Genomic DNA, 18,897 nt, shown 5'->3' with positions numbered 1-18,897 from the left:
CATGAGGAGGTGATCGCGATAGTGCAGTCGAACCAGCGCGCCACAACCGGCGCCGTCTCCGCCGACGCGGGCGACGCTATCGACGTCACCGAGACCCGCGGCCTCGGCGGCGCGCGCCTGTCGGCAACCGTGATCCTCATGCGCGATGCCCCAGACGGGCCTGAGGTGTGGATGCAGGAGCGGGTTCTTTCTATGCCGAACTACCCGGGCATCACCGTCTTCCCCGGCGGCGGGGTGGACACGCGCGACTTTCCGGGCCGCTCCTGGGACGACGGCGAGCTGTGGACCGGCCGCAGCGGCGTCGCCCTTGCCCGCCAGCTCGGGCTGACCAAGTACAAGGCCCACGCGGTGATGTTCGCGGCGGTGCGCGAGCTGTTCGAGGAGACCGGCATCTTCCTGGTGGTCGACCACTACGGTAACCTGCTCGACGACGCGAGCATCTACCACGAGCACCGCCTCGCGCTGGAGTCGCACTCGTTGTCGCTGACCGACGTGCTGCAGCACAACGACCTCGTAGTCAGCGGCGATCTGCTGCTGCCGTACGGGCGGTGGGTCGGCAAATCCGAGCGCGGCACCTGGTTCGACACTTTCAGCTTCCTCGCCGCTCACCCGGAGGGCCAGGAACCGGACGGCAACACCGGCGAGGCCGACGACGCGAACTGGTTCCCGCCGGGCCTGCTCATCGAGGGCTGGCGCCACGGCCTCGTGCGCTTCGCCCCCTCCACATGGATGCAGCTGGTGGAACTCGCCGCCCACGACACCGTCGCAGACGCGCTCAAGGCGGCGCGCGACCGCACCATCACCCCGATCGTCGGCGACCCGGTGGATGATGAGCGCATGGAGGAATACTTCCACCGCGCCCCGAAAGACCGGATCGGGCGGCACCTGTGAGCTTCACCGTTGAAGAGGTCGCCTTCCTCGCCGCGCACGCCGCACGCATCGGGGAGGTCGCACCCGAGATCTCGCTGACCAAAAAGTCCGTGTTCGCCGACCGTGCGGTGCTGGAACGGGAATTCGGAGCCGAATACGCGCGCGCCGTTTCGGTGCTTATTGCGGCGCGCCGTGCGGGCGCGGGCAAGTTCCCGGCCGACTGGCTCACGGATTACGACGCCGCCCAGCAGGCCACCCCGCGCCCCGTCGCCGACATCCGCGCCCAACGCATCGCGGCGGCCGGGTTCGACGTGGTGCACGATGTGACGTGCTCGGTGGGCACGGAAGCGCCGTCGTTTAGCAGTGCGGGCGTGGGCTGGCTCGGCTCCGACCTGGACCGCTCCCGCCTCGCCATGGCCCGCCACAACCTCGGGCGGGATGCGTGGCTGGCCTGTGCCGATGCCCTCGCGCCCGTTTCGAACGCGCAGGTGATAGTCGCCGACCCCGCGCGCCGCGCCGACGGCCGCCGCATCACCGACCCCGCCAAGCTCATGCCGCCGCTGCCCGCGCTGCTCGACGCCCACGCCGGCCGCGAGATGGCGGTCAAGTGCGCGCCGGGCATCGACTACTCGGAGTGGGACGGGCTGGTCAGCGTCGTCTCGCTCGACGGCGGGGTGAGGGAAGCCTGCCTCTACACCCCGGGCATCGCCGGCCGCGGGCGCGAAGCCGTGGTGCTGCGCTCGGACGGCGTCGCGGAGCATTGCGTATCGACGGACGATGACACCGCCCCCGTCGCCGACCCCGGCCCCTACATCGTGGAACCCGACGGGGCGATCGTGCGCGCCGGGCTGGTGCGCCACTGGGCCGCGCGCCACGGCTTGTGGATGCTCGACGAGCACATCGCGTTTCTCAGCGGCGATGCGGTGCCCGCGGGTTACAGCGGTTTCCCGTTCCTCGAGGCGGTGCCGCTGAAGCGGCTGAAGTCGGCGCTTGCCGGGTACGGCGCGGGCAGCGTCGAGATCCTGGTGCGCGGCGTGGACGTGGACCCTGACAAGCTGCGCGCCAAGCTGAAGCTCAAGGGCACCGGCAAGGGCCGACCGATGGCCGTGGTGGTGGCGCGCATCGGCGATGCGGCCGTCGCGCACATCTGCGGTCCGCGGGAGCACGTGCCGGCGGCGCTAGGGTAGGGGCATGCATGCCTCTGCCTCGCACGACTCCGTCTACCTCGACCACGCCGCCACGACCCCGATGCGCCAGTGCGCCATCGATGCCTGGGTGGAGCACGCGCACGCTGTGAACCCCGGCAGCCAGTACGCCGCCGGCCGCGCCGCCAACGCGGTGCTGCAGGAGGCGCGCGAGCAGGTCGCGGCGCTGCTCGGCGCCGATCCGGTCGAGGTGATCTTCACCGGTTCCGGCACCGAGGCGGACAATATTGCGGTGCGCGGTCTTTACGCGGCATCGGTGCGCGAGGGCGCCCCGCAGCGCGTGGTGGCCAGCACCATCGAGCACCCCGCGGTGCTGGAGCCAGTGCGGGCGCTCGAGGCCGAGGGCGCAGAGGTCGCGTGGCTCGAGGCGGGGCGCGACGGGCACGTCGCCGACCTCGCCGCGCTGGATCAGCCGGCGGCCGTGGCGGCGCTGATGTGGGCGAACAACGAGACGGGCGCGATCCAGCCGGTCGCCGAGGCCGCCGAGCGCGCCGCCGCCGCGGGCACGCCGCTGCACGTCGACGCGGTGCAGGCCGTGGGCAAAGTCCCGGTGGACTTCAAGGGCCTAGGCTTGACGACGCTCGCAGCAAGCGCCCACAAGTTCGGCGGCCCCCGCGGTTGCGGCATCCTGCTGGCGCGCCGCTCGCCGGTGCCGGTGCCCTTGGTGCTCGGCGGCGGGCAGGAGCGCGGGCTGCGCTCGGGCACGGTGGACGTGGCCGCCGCGGCGGCGACGGCGGCGGCGCTGGCCGAGGCGGTCGGGGAGATGGAGGCGGAGCAGGCGCGCGTGCGGGAGCTGCGGGATCAGCTGGTCGCGCGGGTGCGCTCGGCGGTGCCGGGTGCGGTGCTCACCACGTCGGAGCCCGCGCTGGCGGGGCACGCGCACTTCATGTTCCCGGGTGCGAACGCGGACGCCATGATCATGCTGCTCGACGGGCTGGGCATTGCGGCGTCGGCGGGTTCGGCGTGCGCCGCGGGCGTGGTGCGCCTGAGCCCGGTGCTCGAGGCGATGGGCATTCCCGACGAGGAGGGCATGGGCGCGCTCCGGCTCACGCTCGGCCGCACGACGACGGAAGAGGATGTGGCGCGCGCCGCTACCGAGATCGGGGACGTGGTGGAGAAGGCGCGCGCGGTGGGGCGGTTGTGAGACGTGTGGCACATGCGACTCGTGTGATTTGTGTGTCGCGTGTGGTTTAAGGGGTTTCTGTGGTTTAAGCTTCGGGCCATGCGTGTCTCCTCCCTGCCTCGCGGTGTGCACCGCGGTTTGAACACTGTCGTCGCGACGCTTGTGGCGTGCGTGCTGGCGCTGACAGCAGCCGTCGTCACGCAGCGCGAGGAAGCGCACGCGCTGCCCGCGCTGCCGGGCCTCGTCTCTGGCGTGGATGTCGCGGGCCACCAGCGCCCGGGCGGCGCGCCCATCAACTGGCGCATGGTTGCGGGTCCGGGTGGGCAGCAGTTCGCGTTTGTGAAGGCGTCGGAAGGCACGGACTGGAAGAACGTGTTCTACGACGAGGACGCGCGCGCCGCCGCCGACGCCGGCATGCAGGTCGGCGCGTACCACTACGCGCGCCCGGGCAGCGACCCGATCGCGCAGGCGCGCTTCTTCGCAGACGTGATCAACGCCGGCCCAGCGCTGAGCCTCCCGCCCGTGCTGGACCTAGAGGTCGATGAGGGTCTTGGCCCCGTCGCGCTCGCCGCCTGGACCACGGTGTTTCTCAAGGAGCTGGAGCTGCGCACCGGCAAGCGCCCGATGATCTACACGTACCGCTACTTCTGGTACGAGCACATGAACAACACCAACGCGTTCACCTCTTACCCGTTGTGGCTCGCCGCGTACCAGAACCAGCCCCCGCGGCCGGTCGGCGGCTGGGACAAGCTGAGTTTCTGGCAGCGCAGCGACTCGGGCCGCGTGGCGGGCATTAACACCCCGGTGGACATGAACCTGTTCAACGGCACCGCGGCGCAGCTGCGCGACTTCGCGGGCGGCAACCTGCGCGCCGGCGGCGGCGTGCTGGAAACCTTCCAGGTGCCGGATTCCGGCGAGCTGCGCGTGCTGGAGCAGGACAACACCGCGCTCGTGCTCGCGATCCTCGGCCTCGCCGCCGGTGTGCTCGGCTTCGCGCAGCTTAACGACGCCGCCGCGCAGGCCGGCTTCAACCCGACCGACGCGCGCAACATCGCGGGCCACGTGCAGAACCTCGCCGCCCGCGGCGACCTCCCGCTCGATGACCTGGCGAAGATGGTCGCGGGCCAGTATCAGGTCGGCGACTTGCTCATCCTCTTGGACAACGCAGCGAAGTAGGCGCGAAGTAACTCCTACACCTCGTCGTCGCCGCGCGCTGTGCCCTGTTCGGCCAGCGCGCGGCACCATGCTTCGGGGGCGAACTTCGCCGGCACCGCGCCTTTGAGCAGGTTGCGGGTGAGCTCAGGCGAGGCTTCCAGCGGCCGGTTCGCCCCGATGAGCACGATGTTGCCGTAGCGGCGGCCCTTCAGCATGGGCGGATCCGCGATGGCTGCGACGTGCGGCCACACGGTGAGCATCCCGGCGAGCTCGTCCTTGGCCTCCTTCAGGTCCGCATGGGAGCCGCAGTTGGCGAGGTAGTAGCCGTCGTCGGCAAGGCTCGTGCGCGCGGCCCGGAAGAATTCCACCGTGGTCAGGGAGCGCGGGGTAGTGGCGGAGCTGAACACGTCGCGGATGATCACGTCCCGGGTGGCGGGTTTGAACCCGTCGGTGGCCTCGCGGGCGTCGGCGGTGCGGATTTTCACGGCGGGGGAGCGGGGAACGTCGAAAAGCTCGCGCGCGAGGATCGCCAGCTCCGAATCGATCTCCACCACGGTGCTGCGCGAACCCGGCCACGCGGCGGCGAAGTAGCGGGCCAGGGTGCAGGCGCCGCCGCCGAGGTGGGTCAGGCGCGCCTTCGGGCGGGCACCGGCCGGGTACGCCGCGTCGAGGAAGTCGGCGATCCAGCGCATGTACTCGAAATCGAGCCGCAGCGGGTCGCCCGGCACGATGTGGGAGCTGGGAACGCCGTTGACCAGCAGCACCATGGAGCCGTCCGGTTCGTGCAACACCTCAGCGACGCCGGTGTCGATCTCGTGGAATTCGCTTTTTCCCGCCATGGTGGGTGAGGGTACCCGGCCAGGAATCAATCACGCGTTGGTACTGCGTCGCGTCACCTGGACCGCTCGAGTATCCGCTCGGTAGCTTTTTGGGGAGTGAGGTCGAGGCGGCGGAGCAGTTGAGCGTTGAGCGCGACGATGACGGTTGAGGCGGACATCAAGATCGCGCCGACGCTCATTGGCATGACAAACCCGACAGGGGCGAGGATGCCGGCCGCCAGTGGCACCGACAGGAGGTTGTAGCCGGCCGCCCACCAGAGGTTCTGCTTCATCTTCCGGTAGCTCTCGCGCGAGAGCTCGATGACCGAGAGCACCGATCGCGGATCTGAGCTTGCCAGGATGACCTCCGCTGAGCCGATGGCCACGTCGGTGCCCGCACCGATTGCGACGCCGACATCGGCCTGGGCCAGCGCCGGTGCATCATTGACACCGTCGCCGACCATGGCAACCTTGTGGCCCTCGCTCTGCAGCTCCTTGACCTTGGCGGCCTTGTCCTCGGGCCGCACACCCGCAAAGACCCGATCAATGCCCAATTCGCCCGCAACGGTGTTCGCGACGGCCTGCGCGTCGCCTGTGATCATCACGACTTCAACACCCGAGGAGTGCAGTGCGTCGACGGCGTCGCGCGACTCCGGACGGATCTCGTCGGCAAGCCGCAGCGCTCCGATCACGTCCCCGTCCGCGAGGACGTGGAGGATGATCGCGCCCTCCTCGCGCCACTTGTCCGCGACCGGAAGCTCCTCGGCGGCGTGCTGGTCAAGCAGGTAGGGGCCACCAACCTCGATCACCGCGCCGTTGACAGTTGCTTTCACGCCCACGGCTGGCGACGAAGAGAAGTCGGTGGCTTGGGGCACGGCCACATCCTCGGCCTGAGCCGCCCCGGTGATGGCACGCGCCAGCGGGTGCTCGCTGTCGGCTTCGGCGGCTGCTGCTAGGGCGAGCACCTCCTTCTTATCGCGCCCGCCTACAGGATCGATCGCGGTGACGGTTGGCTCGCCTTTAGTCAACGTGCCGGTTTTGTCGAACAAGACGGCGTCGACCGAGCGCATCGTCTCGAGCGCCAGCCGGTCTTTGATAAGCACCCCTCCGCGTGCCGCGCGCTCAGTCGCGATAGAAACGACAAGCGGGATTGCAAGGCCGAGGGCGTGGGGGCAGGCGATGACGAGCACGGTGATGGCGCGCACCACGGCATCGTCGGGCTGACCGAGCAGCGTCCACACGACGGCAGTCACAATGGCCGCGCCGAGCGCGAACCAGAACAGCCACGCGGCGGCGGTGTCGGCCAGGCGTTGTGTGCGGGAGGACGAGGCCTGGGCGTCCGCGACAAGTTGCTGGATGCCAGCTAGAGCAGTATCCCCGCCCGTGGCTGTGACCTCGACTCTGAGACCGGAGTCAGTTGCGATGGTGCCGGCGACCACATTGTCGCCCTCACCGCGGCGCACCGTCCTCGACTCTCCGGTAACCATCGACTCGTCCATGGCGGCGTAGCCGTCGACAATTATGCCGTCGGCAGGCACGGACGCTCCGGGCCGCACGATCACGACATCGCCGACCTGCAGGTCCGCCGGTGCGACCTTGACAACTTCCTCGCCGGTGATCTTCTCGGCCTCATCGGGCAAAAGCGCAGCCAGCGAATCCAAGGCGGAAGTGGTTTGAGCAAGGGAGCGCATCTCGATCCAGTGCCCCAGCAGCATGATCACTACCAGCAGCGCCAGTTCCCACCAGAAGTTCAGCTCGCGGTCCAAAATGTGGAGGGTCGAACCCCAAGACGCGACGAAGGCGACAGTGATGGCGAGGGTGATCAACAGCATCATGCCGGGCTTGCGAGAGCGGATCTCGGAGGCAGCGCCCGTTAAAAACGGCCGGCCTCCCCAGAAGTACATGACGGTACCCAACAGTGGCGAGACCCACCGAAGCCATTCCGAGTCGGGCAGCTGGTAGCCGATGAGGTGGGCAAAGGTCTCGTTCAATCCGACGACTGGTACTGCAAGGACCAGCATGATCCAAAAGAGCCGGCGGAACTGGCCTACATGATCACCGTGGCCGCCGTGGCCCCCGTGGTTGCCGTGGCCCCCGTGGCCCCCGTGTGCACTCTGGTCGCCGTGGTCCCCGTGGCCCCCGTGTGCACTCTGATCCTCGTGGTCGTCGTGTGGACCGTGGTCCTCGTGATTGCCGTGGTGCGTGTGGTCTTGTGCGTGCATGTGCTCGTCAGTCATGTTGGGGCCCTTCCTTCCGGCTCAACTCAGCTACTCTCGACATGCGCAGAATGCAGGCTACACGGCCTAGCTCGCCCTGCATGCCACCACGGCCGTTGCGGCCTCAAACGCGAGTACGGACAGGTCCCGCCGCACAGGAGTCCTCATCCCAACTCCATCTACGGGCGAGTCGAATAGTTCAAGCCCTCCCAGGACTATGTTTCGCCTTTCCTAGGTGTAGGACTACACTCCCGCCACATGCGAGTGCTGGTGGCAATGAGCGGGGGAGTGGACTCCTCCGTTGCGGCCGCGCGCCTTGTGGAGGCGGGCCACGACGTCGTCGGCGTGCACCTCGCCCTGTCCAAGGACGCACGCCAGACCCGGGAGTCCGCCCGCGGCTGCTGCTCGCTCGAGGATGCCGCCGATGCGCGCCGTGTCTGCGACAAGCTGGGCATTCCCTTTTACGTGTGGGACTTTTCGGACCGGTTCAAAGAGGACGTGATCGACGATTTTGTTGACAGTTACGCCCGCGGCGAGACACCGAACCCGTGCCTGCGCTGCAACGAGAAGATCAAGTTCTCGGCGCTGTTGGAGCGGGCCGTTGCGCTGGGCTTCGACGCGGTGGCAACAGGGCACTACGCGCGTATCGACGACGCCGGCAATCTCCGCCGCTCCACCGACCCCCTCAAGGACCAGTCCTACGTGCTGGGCGTACTGACCCGCGAGGAGCTGGACCACTGCCTTTTCCCGGTCGGCGACACGGAGAAGCCGCAGATCCGGGAGGAGGCGGCGCGCTACGGCTTCAGCACCGCCTCGAAGCCGGACTCCTACGACATCTGCTTCATTCCCGACGGCAACACCCAGGCCTTCCTGGGCAGCCACATCGGCCTGCGCCCGGGCATGGTCGTGGACCAGGACGGCACCGAGCTCAAGGAGCACGACGGCGCGTTCCAGTACACCATCGGCCAGCGCAAGGGCCTCAACATCCGCGTCCCGGCCGCCGACGGCAAGCCGCGCTACGTCACCGAGGTCGACGCCGCCTCCGGCACTGTCACCGTCGGTCCGCGCGAGGCACTTCGCGTATCGACGATCAGAGCAGACCGCCTCAAAGTCCTCCACCCAGCCATGACGAGCGCAGCGAGCGCGCCTGCGAGTGCCGGTGCCATGGAAGCACTCGTGCAGATCCGCGCCCACGGCGGCGTTGTCGGGTGCACGGCTGTGGTTGACCCGGAGGCGGGCAATGGCGGGGAAATGGAGCTCAGCCTGCACGAACCGCTCGAGGGCGTGGCCCGCGGGCAGGCGGCAGTGCTCTATCTCCCGGACCCGGACGGGCTGGGGGATGTGGTGCTGGGTTCCGGCACGATCTGCGGCACGGCGTAGCGGGCACGGCGTAGCGCAAGCTAAAACGGCGGCTGCGACGGGTCCATTGGTGGGTCAGTCATGGTCCCGGCGCCAGCTGGGGGCCCGCTACCTCCCGGGGGTTCGGCTACGGGGAAGAGCGGGGGATCGGGCTCGGTGGGCGCTGGGCGATGCTGGGCCACGGCGCGCTGGCGCAACTTGGATCCGGCCGCATCGTGTGTGCCCAGGGACTCGTTGAATTCGATGGAACCGTCCGGGGCGACAACTCCGACGCGTCCCGTGGCGGGATCCCGGTCGACGTGATGCCGGCCGTTCGCCCCGTCCCTTCTGTCGTTGTTGTGCCCGTGGTGTTGGCGGCATAACCCGATGAGGTTTTCGATGTCGGTGGGTCCGCCCTCAATGTAGGGGATGATGTGGTGGATCTCGGCTTCCGTGAAGGGTTTGGAGCACCCGGTCCAGGCGCACACGCCCTGCATCGCAAGCAAAGCGATGCGCTGGTGCACTGTCGCCAGCCGCGCCCGGCCCATCGACAGCGGCAGGTGGGTGAGACGGTCGAACTGCACGATGAAGTCGGTGCCGGTAAGCCCCAGGCGCAGCAGATCGGTGGCGGTGAGGTCGATGCCGGTATTCGTCGGGAAGGCGGTGTCCGGGCCGGCGCTCTCGACATCGTCGAGCGTGATCGACAGCACCACAGACGCGGCGCCGCGGTGCTGGGTCTGCCGCGAATCCTCGTAACCGGTGAGCATCTTCCGAAGCTGGTCGTAACGACGCTGGTTCGGCGTCCGCGAATCCTCCTGCGTCGGCCCGTCGAAGTTCACGCCGGGCGCGTTGCCGGCTTCGGTCAGCGCGGTCCACAGCGCGCCGTCGCCGGGCGGGAAAAGGATGGTGGTCTCGAACATGCCGTCGTTACGCTCGCGGAGCGGCCCAACACTGCGCGCAGCCCAGGTGGCGTTCGGGTCAGGCGCGGCGTGGGCGGCATTCGCCTGCTTTACCAGGCGCTCGGTGTAGCGGCGCACGTCCTCGGGCTTGTGGGTGGTAGCGTAAGCCATGGCCTCGTCGAAAATGCGCTGGCGCTCGCAGCTCGCAGGCGCGGTAAGGCCCATCAGCGCGCGGTTGATAATGCGCTGCTTCTCCTCGCTCACGGAACGCGAGTTCTTGCGGTTCTTCTCCTTCCGGGAGGGCTCGGGCTGCTCTTCCGCGCCGGGCGTATCGACGTTCGGGGCTTCAGTCTCCGGCTCATTTTCCGGCTCCGGCTCGGGCCCGTACATGTCGCGGGCTCGGCTGAGGCGGCTGGCAGCTTCGGCCTTGGAGAGACCGAGCTTCCGCTTCAGGTACTCGTTGGCGTACGTCGCGCCGACTACTGTGCCGGCACCGTCGCGATCACAAATAAACGCAAAGCTCACATCCGTGATCGCCTTGAGGGATGTGACGGACTCGAACCGCTCGAGATCCTCGTGAATGTCGTCAAAATGCAGTTGGGAAGGATCTTCCATGGCGTCGGCAAGCGCGCTCATGGCGGCGAGCGCATCATCGACGAGCTGGGTAATGTTCATGGCGAACCCTCCTTCCTGACGTGTTACTGCAACGTTATCGAAACAGTCGACACTTACGCAAGAAGCGCAACATAACAAAACGGTTACAGTCGGAAACGGCTGGGTATAGCAAGATCAAGCATCAAATCATCATTCACTCAGATCACAAACGAAACGCCAATCGCATCGGGTACAATGCAAGCCGTGCAGAACACCCCACCAGCAGCGTTCGGTCTCGGCCCCGTCCCGGGTGCTACGTCGGCGGATTTCGCCGAGGCAGCGGACATCATCCTCTCCGAGACACCGTTGCCGCACGTCCCGCAGCTGCTGGCGCGCGGCATTGGGGCGGACGCTATCGGGCGCACGGCCGCGCTGCTCGACATTCCGGTCGACCGCGGCCCCCGCGGGTGGCGCGTCGCACCCCGCCCAACCACACGCGCGATGTACCGCGACATGCTCGACCGCGACCTAGACATCCTCGAAGAACTCTGGGCCCGCAAGGTCGACCGGGTGAAAGTCCAGCTCACCGGTCCGTGGACGCTGGCATCGGAGATCGAGATGGCCAACGGCCACCGCATGATCACGGATCCCGGCGCGCTGCGCGACATCACTGAGGCGCTGCTGGAGGCTGCGGGGGCGCATAAATCGGACGTCGGCAAGCGAATTGCCCCGGCGGTGCTGCAGCTGGACGAGCCGCGCCTCGCCGATGTCATGGCGGGCAGCCTGCCGGGCACGTCGAAGTTCGAAACCATCCGCGCGTATCCGGAGCCGGAGGAGCGGCTCGCGCCGTTCGAGGCGCTCATCAACGCCCCCGTGCTTATCGACGCTGCATGGCAGACCGCCAAGAACCCGGACAAGGACCAGTTGGCGGGACTGCTGGATCGGGGATCGCGGGTGGCGTTGCCGGTGATGCCGCGGCAGGAGTTCTTACGCCTCTTCGACGAGTTGCAGCTCGACCCGGCGGAGTGCGCGATCGACGTGTACGCGTCTGCCGGGGCGAGCCTCAATGAGACCGCGGCGAACTACCGCGCGGCGCGGGAGATGGCGGAGGGCATCGCTTAGCCCACGGACTAGCCGATCATCGGCCAGCTCAGCGAGCAGTTGGAGATGTCCTTGCCTTGCCCGGTGAGGTAGCGTCGGCGGTCTTCCTGCAGCTTGTAGTGCTCGACGGCCTGGAACTCCATGAGCGCGCCCGTGTCCATCTGGGTCAGCTCCGGCCACTGGCGCACTTGCTTCCAGGCAATGCGGGCGGCGGCCATGGCATCGGAGGTGGCCTCGTGGGCGTTGTCGATGCGCACGCCGTAGACCTCGCACATGTCGCCCAGGCGGCGCGACCCTTTGCGGTAGCGGTCCTTCGCGCGGTCGATGAGCAGGGGATCGTAGACGGGGCCGGTGACGGTGAAATCACCGGTGAGTTGGCGCAACACGGTCAGATCGTACGGCGCGTTGAACACGATCAGGGTCAGGCCCGCGTCCCACGCCTCTTTGATGGACTGCACCGTCTCGCGCAGCACGTCCTCGTGCGGGCGGCCCTCGGCGCGGGCCTTCTCGGTGCTAATCCCGTGTACCGCCGCCGCCTCCGCCGGGATCTCGATGCCGGGATCGGCGAGGGACTCGGCGGCGTGTACGTCGCGTCCGTCGATACGCACCAGCGCACTGGTCACAATGCGCGCCTCGTGCGGGTTCGCCGAAGTGGTCTCGAGGTCGAACGAGAGCATGCGGGACGCGTCGAAAGTGGCCATGGGCGTTATTGTAATCAGCCTTCCGATGTGGGCCCGGCGATGTCCAAACACCTTACGAACTCCGTAAGCGCTTAAGGATCACGGTTTTCATCAAACTTCTGAAGCAGTCTGATGTACTCCCGCTTATCGAGGTTCCAGTCATATTCCCACTCGTGAGGCCGGCGTGATTGCTCAACCTGTGCTGCGGCAAAAATCAGATCGGCCATTAAACGGGTTGCCCGGCCGTTCCCGTCGGTGAATGGGTGAATGCGTACTAGCTCAGCGTGGGTCGCGATCCCCAGCTGGCGCGCGTTGTGGACGTTGGTTTCCCGCCATTGATAGCGCAGATTATCCATAGCGACGTACACCTCAGTCTCGATGAGGTGGGGATCCGAACCGATGTTGAGCAGGGTTCGCCGAAACTTCCCTGCCCACGTCCAGATGCCAGCGAAGAGACCGCGATGCCACTCCTTGAGGAACGCGACAGTCAGTAAGTCGTCTACCCGCAGTTCGCCAGCGTCTACTTCCTCGAGAAGGATAAGTCTTGAACCTACGAGCAGGGTCGATTCTAGGTCGAATACATCTGCCTTTCCCGGAGGCTCGGCGAACTCCTCGAGAAGTCTGGGCTCGAGCGCGTCAAGCTCCTCACCGTCGAGTGGAGTTTCCCCGTAGCTCGGCCCTACGCCCAACCACGATCCTCCGCGAGGAGCGAAAGCATGCGTGCAGTGTCCTTGGAGCGCACGTAACCATCTGGAAGCGCGCGACCCTCGAGCTTCATGCTCGCTCGCGTAGCTGAACTTAGCCGGAGCTTTCGATCGCCTTTGAAGAGGACAGGCTGAATGCGTTGATCCATCTCTAGCTCCTCCTTAGCCGCTATGCCGGTCACAACCACTCCTATCCTAACGCGATTGGGAAAACTACACTTGCTGTCTATGACCGAAGCACCGGAAAACGCCCCGGAAACCAACGACGATCTCCAAGACCTGCACCGCGAGTGGGACGAACTCGCCCAGGAGGTCCGCCGCCACCGGGACCTCTACTACAACGGACAGCCGGTGATTTCGGACGCGGAGTTCGACGAACTGTTCCGCCGCCTGCAGGCATTCGAGGAGGCGCACCCGGAACTGGCGGTGCCGGACTCGCCGACGATGGAGGTCGGCGCACCGGTCAGTGACGCCTTCGCGGACGTCACCCACCTCGAGCGGATGATGAGCCTGGACAACGTCTTCTCCACGGAGGAGATGCAGGAATGGCTGGACAAGACTCCTGGCCCGTACCTCACCGAGCTGAAGATCGACGGTCTGTCCATCGACTTGGTCTACGAAAACGGCGAACTCACCCGCGCCGCCACCCGCGGCGACGGCCGCGTGGGCGAAGACATCACCGCCAACGCAAAAGTGATCCCGGACATCCCGCACACGCTCCACGGCGATTACCCCGCGCTGGTGGAGGTGCGCGGGGAGGTGTTCATCCGCCCCGAGGACTTCCCGGAGCTCAACGAGCAGCGCATCGCCGAGGGCGGCAAGCCCTTCGCCAACCCCCGCAACACGGCGGCCGGCGGCCTGCGCCAGAAGAACCCCGAGGACGTGAAGAAGCGCAAGCTGCGCATGATCTGCCACGGCATCGGCGCTCGCGAGGGCTTCAGCCCGCAGACGCAGCACGAAGCGTACGAGGCGCTCGCCAGCTGGGGCCTGCCGGTCTCCGAATACACCAAGCGCGCGGAGACCGCGGAGGAGGTCCAAGAGGCCGTCGCCTACTGGGCCGACCACCGCCACGACGCCATCCATGAGATGGACGGCCTGGTGATCAAGGTGGACAGCATCGCGGCCCAGCGCGAGCTCGGCGCTACCTCGCGCGCCCCGCGCTGGGCCGTCGCCTACAAGTACCCGCCGGAGGAGGTGACTACGAAGCTCAACGATATCGCCGTCTCCATCGGCCGCACCGGCCGCGCGACTCCGTTCGCGGTGCTTGAGCCGGTGTTCGTCTCCGGCTCCACCGTCTCCATGGCGACCCTGCACAACCAGCACGAGGTCAAGCGCAAGGGCGTGCTCATCGGCGACACGGTGGTGATCCGCAAGGCCGGCGAGATCATCCCCGAGGTCCTCGGCCCCGTCGCCGACCTGCGCGACGGCAGCGAGCGCGAGTTCGTCTTCCCTGAAACCTGCCCGGTGTGCGGCACCGAGCTCGCGCCCGCCAAGGAGGGCGACGCGGACTGGCGCTGCCCCAACACCCGCTCCTGCCCGGCACAGCTCGGGGCGCGCCTGGAATATATCGCCTCGCGCGGCGCGTTCGACATCGAGGCGCTCGGTGAAAAGGGCGCGCGCGACCTCATCGCCTCCGGCGTTCTCGAGGACGAGGGCTGCCTCTTCGACCTCACCGAGGAGGACCTGAAGAAGTCCAACGCCTACACCCGCAAGGACGGCCAGGTCAACGCCGCCGGCAAGAAACTCCTCACAAACTTGGAAACCGCCAAGGATCGCGACCTGTGGCGCGTACTCGTCGGGCTCTCCATCCGCCACGTCGGCCCGACCGCTGCACGCGCGCTTGCGGCGCGTTTCAAGAGCATGCAGGCGCTTCTCGACGCCAGTGTTGAAGACCTCGCGGACACCGAGGGCGTCGGCAGCATCATCGCCGAGAGCTTCAAGGACTGGTTCGAGGTTGATTGGCACCGGGATATCGTCGAGAAGTGGGCCGCCGCGGGCGTGACCATGGAGGACGAAGCCGGAGAGGAACTGCCGCAGACCCTGGAGGGTCTCACCGTCGTGGTGACCGGCACGCTCGAAGACTTCACCCGCGACGAGGTCAAGGAAGCGATCATGTCCCGCGGAGGCAAAGCCGCGGGCAGCGTGTCCAAGACAACCGACTACGTGGTGGTGGGGGAGAACGCCGGCTCCAAGGCTGCGAAGGCAGAGGAGCTCGGCCGCCCCATCCTCAACGAGGGGCAGTTGAAGGCGCTTCTCGACGGAGGCCCCGAGGCGCTGCAGTAGCCGGAGCGGGCGCCTAGCTCAGCATCGCCCCGATGATCGCGCCGAGATCGCCAATGTGCGTCACCTCGGAGGCGAGATAATCCGGCCCGCCGACGCGGCCGACCACCAGCACGAGGTCGGTGCCGGGCAGGGGAGCGGAGCACAGCGCGGTGTCCAGCAGGCCCCATGCCTCCGGAACCCAGGTCTCAGTCTCGGGGTCGAGCACGCGCGGGCCGTCGAGCTCGAGCTTGGGCGGGCGGGACCCGTCGTCGCCGGGGGCGGCCTGGGAGGCGGCGACGCGCTCCATGCCGTCTTCGGTGTTGCGCAGCACGACAGCCCACGACGAGGTCATGGTGCGGGGCACCAGCCCGACGAGCTCTTCGAGAGCGCCCGAGAGGTTGTCCGTCTGCGCTGCGACGCGGGCCAGCATCTTGACCTGTCCGCGGCGGTCCACGCGGCCGGTGAATGGGCGGATCGAATCCACGTCTACGCCCTCGATGGAGCCGGCGGCGGTGACCACGGTGTCGATCATGGTCCCGGTGGGCATTTCCACGACAATGTCGTCGGTGACCAGGCCGTCTGGGGTCGTCTGCACAATGTCCACCGACTGGATGTTCGCGCCGACCAGACCGAAAGCTTCGGCCAGCTCGCCGAGGCTTCCTGGGACATCCGGGAGCGACACGCGGATCAGGTACGACATGGCTCCTTTTATAACATCAGTCGAAAGTTAGGGGCGCGGGGTGCGCGCCGGGCCGTGCCGTAAGATGAAGCCGTTGCCACAAAACACGCGAGGAGATTGGAATCACATTGGCTGAGATTTCACGCGACGAGGTGTCGCGCATCGCCCGTCTGGCGCGCATTGCGCTGAATGAGGACGAGCTCGACGACATCGCCCAGCAGCTGGACACCATTATTGAGGCGGTGTCGAAAGTGCAGCAGGTCGATACCGAAGGTGTGACGCCGATGAGCCACCCGCACTCCATCGACGCCGGCATGCGCGAGGATGTGCAGCGCACCACGCTGACCCAGGAGCAGGCGCTCGACCAGGCTCCGGCGGTTGAGGAAGATCGTTTCGTGGTTCCGCAGATTCTTGGAGAGGGTGGAGAGTAAGTGACTGCATACACGCTGCCGACTGAGGGCCTGGTTTCCAAGCCGGCCCACGAGCTCGCCCGCATGATCCAGGCCGGCGAGGTCACCTCCCGCGAGGTCACCCAGGCGTTCCTGGACCGCATCGCCGAGACCGACGGCGACCTCGGCGCTTTCCTCCACGTCGGGGCCGAAGAGGCGCTGGCTGCCGCCGACGCGGTGGACGCGCAGGTCGGCGCCGGCGAGGCCCCGGCATCCGCGCTGGCCGGCGTGCCGCTGGCGCTGAAGGACCTCCTGGTCACCACCGACGCGCCGACCACGGCCGCGTCCAAGATGCTCGAGGGCTACATGAGCCCGTATGACGCGACCGTCGTGACGCGTCTGCGCGAGGCCGGCATCCCGATCCTGGGCAAGACCAACTTGGACGAGTTCGCGATGGGCTCCTCGACGGAGAACTCCGCGTACAAGAAGACGAAGAACCCGCACGACCTCGAGCGCGTCCCGGGCGGCTCCGGCGGCGGCACCGCAGCGGCGCTGGCTGCCGGCCAGGCCCCGCTGGGCATCGGTACGGACACCGGCGGCTCGATCCGCCAGCCGGCGTCGCTGACCGGCACCGTGGGCGTGAAGCCGACGTACGGCGGCGTCTCCCGCTACGGCGTCATCGCCTGCGCGTCCTCCCTCGACCAGGTCGGCCCGTGCGCCAACAACGTGCTGGACACGGCGCTGCTCCACGAGATCATCGCCGGGCACGACGAGTTCGATGCAACGAGCGTCGATACGCCGGTGCCCGCGCTTGCCGACGCCGCCCGCGAGGGCGCGAAGGGCGACCTGAGCGGCGTGAAGATCGGTCGCGTGAAGCAGTTCAACCGCCCGGGTACGCAGGACGGCGTGCTGGAGCTGATTGATGCCGCGTTTGCGCAGCTGGAGCAGCAGGGTGCAGAGATCGTGGAGATCGACTGCCCCAGCTTCGACGACGTGATGGGTGCCTACTACATCATCCAGATGTCTGAGGTCAGCTCGAACCTCGCGCGCTTCGACGGCATGCGTTACGGCCTGCGCGCGGGCGACGAAGGCACCCACAGCGCTGAGGAGGTCATGGCGCTCACCCGCGGCGAGGGCTTCGGTGCGGAGGTGAAGCGCCGCATCATCCTGGGCACCTACGCGCTGTCCGTGGGCTACTACGACGCGTACTACCTGCAGGCCCAGCGCGTGCGCACCCTCATTGCCCGCGACTTCGACCGCGCCTTCGAGCAGGTCGACGTGATCGCCGGCCCGACGGTGCCGTCGACCGCGTTCAAGCTCGGCGAGAAGGTCGACGACCCGCTGGCGATGTACAACTTCGACCTGTTCACGCTGCCGCTGAACCTCGCCGGTCTGCCGGGCATGTCCGTGCCTGCGGGCATGGCCTCCGATACCGGCCTGCCGGTCGGCCTGCAGCTGATCGCCCCGGCGTTCGAGGACGACCGCCTCTACCGGGTGGGGGCCGCGTTTGAAGCGGGCCGCGACTAGCCCCTGGAATACCCTCGCAGCCTTGGCTGCGGGGTATTTTTGTGTGCTCTTCGACCAGGGCTTCATGCCCGTTGTCACACCGCTGCTGCCGTTCGGCGTGAACAACTCGGTGTGGCTCACCAGTGTCTTTCTGCTGTGCTCCGTCGCGCCGATGCCGGCGGCCGGGCGGATGGGGGACGCCTACGGGCAGCGCCGCATGTTCCTCGTCGGCCTCGCTATCACCGCCGCGGCGCTCCTTCTCGGCGCCGCCTCCTGGTCTTTCGGCGCGCTCGTGTTTGCCCGAGCCTTGCAAGGCATCGGCGTCGCTCTGTTCCTGCCGCAGGCGTTCGGGTTGATTCCGCGCGTGCTGCCGCCGGAACGGCACGGACGCGCGTTCGCGGTGTGGGGCATTGTCGGGTCGATAGCGTCGCTGCTCGGGCCGGTCCTCGGCGGCGCGATCGCGCAGGCGCAGGGCTGGCGCGCGGGATTTCTCCTCCAAGCCGCGCTGTGCCTGATCGCCCTGGCCGCAACCGCCGCGTGGGTGCCGCGCCTGCCGGTGAGCGGGGCACGCGTGCCGCTCGTCCCGGTGCTGCTCTCGCTCGCGGGGCTCGGGGCGCTGGTCTACGGCATCCAGTTCGGCAATTGGGTGGGCGTGCTCGTCGGCGCAATCAGCCTCGCGGCGCTTCTCATTGCGGCGCGCACAGGGGAGGACCAGGGCTTCCTCCCGCTGCACCTCTTCCGGGAGCGCACGTTTGCGCTCGGGACCGTAGGCGTGACGACGATGGGTTTCGCCGCCGCCTCCATGTTCATCCCGCTCATGTACTGGCTGCAGACCGCAGCCGGCGCGAGCCCGTCGACGGCCGGCCTCATCGCCGCGCCGATGTCGGTGCTGGCGCTGGTAGCCACACCGGTCGCGGGGCACCTGACGGACACCGCAGATCCGCGGATGCTCTGCATCACCGGGTTCTGCGTGCAGGCGGCGGGCCTCGCGCTCGCGGCCGGTCTCATCCTGCTGGGTGCGGCACCCGGGTGGTTCGCCATCGCCACCGCGCTGCTGGGCCTGGGCAGCGCGTGCGTGTGGGCGCCCAACGCGGCGATCACCATGCGCCGGATCCCGCCGTCGGATGCCGGTGCCGCCTCGGGGCTCTACAACACGGTGCGCCAGGTGGGCAGCGTCGTCGGTGTCGCGCTCGTCGGCGCGGTGCTCGCTGCCGGGAAGATTGAGGACACCGCCGCATTCGCGCTGGCCCTGCCGTTGGGCGCGTTCGTCGTCGGAGGTGTCAGCGCAGCGCTTCTGGGGCCGATCCCGGCGGGTGGTGCGAGCACTGCCAGCGGGCACGCTTCGCGCTAGGCTGGCA

The 18,897-nt window shown here is 67.8% G+C and carries 16 protein-coding genes; 10 read left to right on the top strand and 6 right to left on the bottom strand.

Annotation, left to right across the window (positions count from 1 at the left end):
• Window positions 1–21 precede the first annotated feature (21 nt).
• The 4 genes from M5J20_RS03725 to M5J20_RS03710 all read left to right on the top strand — a co-directional run bounded on the left by M5J20_RS03725 (window position 22) and on the right by M5J20_RS03710 (window position 4,374).
• Window positions 22–891, top strand: a complete 870-nt coding sequence (locus M5J20_RS03725) for an NUDIX hydrolase (RefSeq protein WP_253576464.1) — start codon at window positions 22–24, stop codon at window positions 889–891.
• Complete coding sequence (locus tag M5J20_RS03720) at window positions 888–2,057, top strand: THUMP-like domain-containing protein (RefSeq protein WP_253576462.1); 1,170 nt, start codon at window positions 888–890, stop codon at window positions 2,055–2,057. Before M5J20_RS03725 ends, M5J20_RS03720 begins: the two co-directional genes overlap by 4 nt.
• Before the next feature lie 4 nt (window positions 2,058–2,061).
• Window positions 2,062–3,219, top strand: a complete 1,158-nt coding sequence (locus M5J20_RS03715) for a cysteine desulfurase family protein (RefSeq protein ID WP_253576460.1) — start codon at window positions 2,062–2,064, stop codon at window positions 3,217–3,219.
• Window positions 3,220–3,297: 78 nt separating this feature from the next.
• A complete protein-coding gene (locus M5J20_RS03710; RefSeq protein ID WP_253576458.1) occupies window positions 3,298–4,374 on the top strand; it encodes a glycoside hydrolase family 25 protein in 1,077 nt (358 codons plus the stop codon).
• Window positions 4,375–4,388: 14 nt separating this feature from the next.
• Here M5J20_RS03710 and M5J20_RS03705 read toward each other — a convergent pair whose 3' ends face one another.
• Both M5J20_RS03705 and M5J20_RS03700 read right to left on the bottom strand, forming a co-directional pair.
• Entirely contained in the window at window positions 4,389–5,192 is an 804-nt protein-coding gene (locus M5J20_RS03705; RefSeq protein ID WP_253576456.1) for a spermidine synthase, read from the bottom strand.
• A gap of 53 nt (window positions 5,193–5,245) precedes the next feature.
• Window positions 5,246–7,408, bottom strand: coding sequence for a heavy metal translocating P-type ATPase (locus tag M5J20_RS03700; protein WP_253576454.1), 2,163 nt, complete (start codon window positions 7,406–7,408; stop codon window positions 5,246–5,248).
• Window positions 7,409–7,645: 237 nt separating this feature from the next.
• On the opposite strand from M5J20_RS03700, the gene mnmA reads away from it, so the two are divergent.
• Window positions 7,646–8,767 (top strand): tRNA 2-thiouridine(34) synthase MnmA, encoded by a 1,122-nt coding sequence (gene mnmA / locus M5J20_RS03695; protein WP_253576452.1) that lies wholly within the window; start codon window positions 7,646–7,648, stop codon window positions 8,765–8,767.
• Between the two features lie 20 nt (window positions 8,768–8,787).
• On the opposite strand, the gene M5J20_RS03690 is transcribed toward mnmA, so the two are convergent.
• Window positions 8,788–10,299, bottom strand: a complete 1,512-nt coding sequence (locus tag M5J20_RS03690; RefSeq protein ID WP_253576450.1) for an HNH endonuclease signature motif containing protein — start codon at window positions 10,297–10,299, stop codon at window positions 8,788–8,790.
• A 183-nt stretch (window positions 10,300–10,482) separates the two neighbouring features.
• Between M5J20_RS03690 and M5J20_RS03685 the strand changes: the two genes are divergently transcribed.
• Complete coding sequence (locus tag M5J20_RS03685) at window positions 10,483–11,340, top strand: uroporphyrinogen decarboxylase/cobalamine-independent methonine synthase family protein (protein WP_253576448.1); 858 nt, start codon at window positions 10,483–10,485, stop codon at window positions 11,338–11,340.
• Between the two features lie 8 nt (window positions 11,341–11,348).
• Here M5J20_RS03685 and M5J20_RS03680 read toward each other — a convergent pair whose 3' ends face one another.
• Both M5J20_RS03680 and M5J20_RS03675 read right to left on the bottom strand, forming a co-directional pair.
• Window positions 11,349–12,020: a 3'-5' exonuclease gene (locus tag M5J20_RS03680; RefSeq protein WP_253576446.1), complete on the bottom strand. Its 672-nt coding sequence runs from the start codon at window positions 12,018–12,020 to the stop codon at window positions 11,349–11,351.
• Window positions 12,021–12,091: 71 nt separating this feature from the next.
• The gene (locus tag M5J20_RS03675; RefSeq protein WP_253576444.1) at window positions 12,092–12,688 is read right to left on the bottom strand and encodes a Fic family protein; all 597 of its coding nucleotides are present in this window, start codon (window positions 12,686–12,688) and stop codon (window positions 12,092–12,094) included.
• A gap of 243 nt (window positions 12,689–12,931) precedes the next feature.
• Between M5J20_RS03675 and ligA the strand changes: the two genes are divergently transcribed.
• The gene (gene ligA / locus M5J20_RS03670; protein WP_253576442.1) at window positions 12,932–14,986 is read left to right on the top strand and encodes an NAD-dependent DNA ligase LigA; all 2,055 of its coding nucleotides are present in this window, start codon (window positions 12,932–12,934) and stop codon (window positions 14,984–14,986) included.
• Between the two features lie 13 nt (window positions 14,987–14,999).
• Here the strand turns inward: ligA and M5J20_RS03665 are convergent, their stop codons facing one another.
• Window positions 15,000–15,665: an ACT domain-containing protein gene (locus tag M5J20_RS03665; protein WP_253576440.1), complete on the bottom strand. Its 666-nt coding sequence runs from the start codon at window positions 15,663–15,665 to the stop codon at window positions 15,000–15,002.
• 107 nt (window positions 15,666–15,772) lie between these two features.
• Here M5J20_RS03665 and gatC point away from each other — a divergent pair, with 107 nt between their 5' ends.
• From gatC to M5J20_RS03650, 3 genes are all read left to right on the top strand, one after another.
• Window positions 15,773–16,075, top strand: coding sequence for an Asp-tRNA(Asn)/Glu-tRNA(Gln) amidotransferase subunit GatC (gene gatC, locus M5J20_RS03660; protein WP_253576438.1), 303 nt, complete (start codon window positions 15,773–15,775; stop codon window positions 16,073–16,075).
• Between the two features lie 63 nt (window positions 16,076–16,138).
• Complete coding sequence (gene gatA / locus M5J20_RS03655) at window positions 16,139–17,560, top strand: Asp-tRNA(Asn)/Glu-tRNA(Gln) amidotransferase subunit GatA (RefSeq protein ID WP_253576923.1); 1,422 nt, start codon at window positions 16,139–16,141, stop codon at window positions 17,558–17,560.
• A 22-nt stretch (window positions 17,561–17,582) separates the two neighbouring features.
• Window positions 17,583–18,890: an MFS transporter gene (locus tag M5J20_RS03650; protein ID WP_253576436.1), complete on the top strand. Its 1,308-nt coding sequence runs from the start codon at window positions 17,583–17,585 to the stop codon at window positions 18,888–18,890.
• The last annotated feature ends 7 nt before the right edge of the window (window positions 18,891–18,897 follow it).

It is taken from the genome of Corynebacterium stercoris (assembly GCF_024160105.1).
GTDB classification, from domain to species: domain Bacteria; phylum Actinomycetota; class Actinomycetes; order Mycobacteriales; family Mycobacteriaceae; genus Corynebacterium; species Corynebacterium stercoris.
The sequence above is the reverse complement of the archived record's forward strand: the minus strand, read 5'-3'. Positions and strand labels throughout refer to the sequence as shown.

Excerpts from the sequence above, each read along its gene's own strand:
- M5J20_RS03680 (WP_253576446.1), bottom strand. The coding sequence starts at position 12,020 with ATGGCCACTTTCGACGCGTCCCGCATGCTCTCGTTCGACCTCGAGACC.
- mnmA (WP_253576452.1), top strand. The coding sequence starts at position 7,646 with ATGCGAGTGCTGGTGGCAATGAGCGGGGGAGTGGACTCCTCCGTTGCG.
- M5J20_RS03705 (WP_253576456.1), bottom strand. The coding sequence starts at position 5,192 with ATGGCGGGAAAAAGCGAATTCCACGAGATCGACACCGGCGTCGCTGAG.
- gatA (WP_253576923.1), top strand. The coding sequence starts at position 16,139 with ATGATCCAGGCCGGCGAGGTCACCTCCCGCGAGGTCACCCAGGCGTTC.
- M5J20_RS03715 (WP_253576460.1), top strand. The coding sequence starts at position 2,062 with ATGCATGCCTCTGCCTCGCACGACTCCGTCTACCTCGACCACGCCGCC.
- M5J20_RS03710 (WP_253576458.1), top strand. The coding sequence starts at position 3,298 with ATGCGTGTCTCCTCCCTGCCTCGCGGTGTGCACCGCGGTTTGAACACT.
- M5J20_RS03700 (WP_253576454.1), bottom strand. The coding sequence starts at position 7,408 with ATGACTGACGAGCACATGCACGCACAAGACCACACGCACCACGGCAAT.
- M5J20_RS03665 (WP_253576440.1), bottom strand. The coding sequence starts at position 15,665 with ATGTCGTACCTGATCCGCGTGTCGCTCCCGGATGTCCCAGGAAGCCTC.
- M5J20_RS03690 (WP_253576450.1), bottom strand. The coding sequence starts at position 10,299 with ATGAACATTACCCAGCTCGTCGATGATGCGCTCGCCGCCATGAGCGCG.
- ligA (WP_253576442.1), top strand. The coding sequence starts at position 12,932 with ATGACCGAAGCACCGGAAAACGCCCCGGAAACCAACGACGATCTCCAA.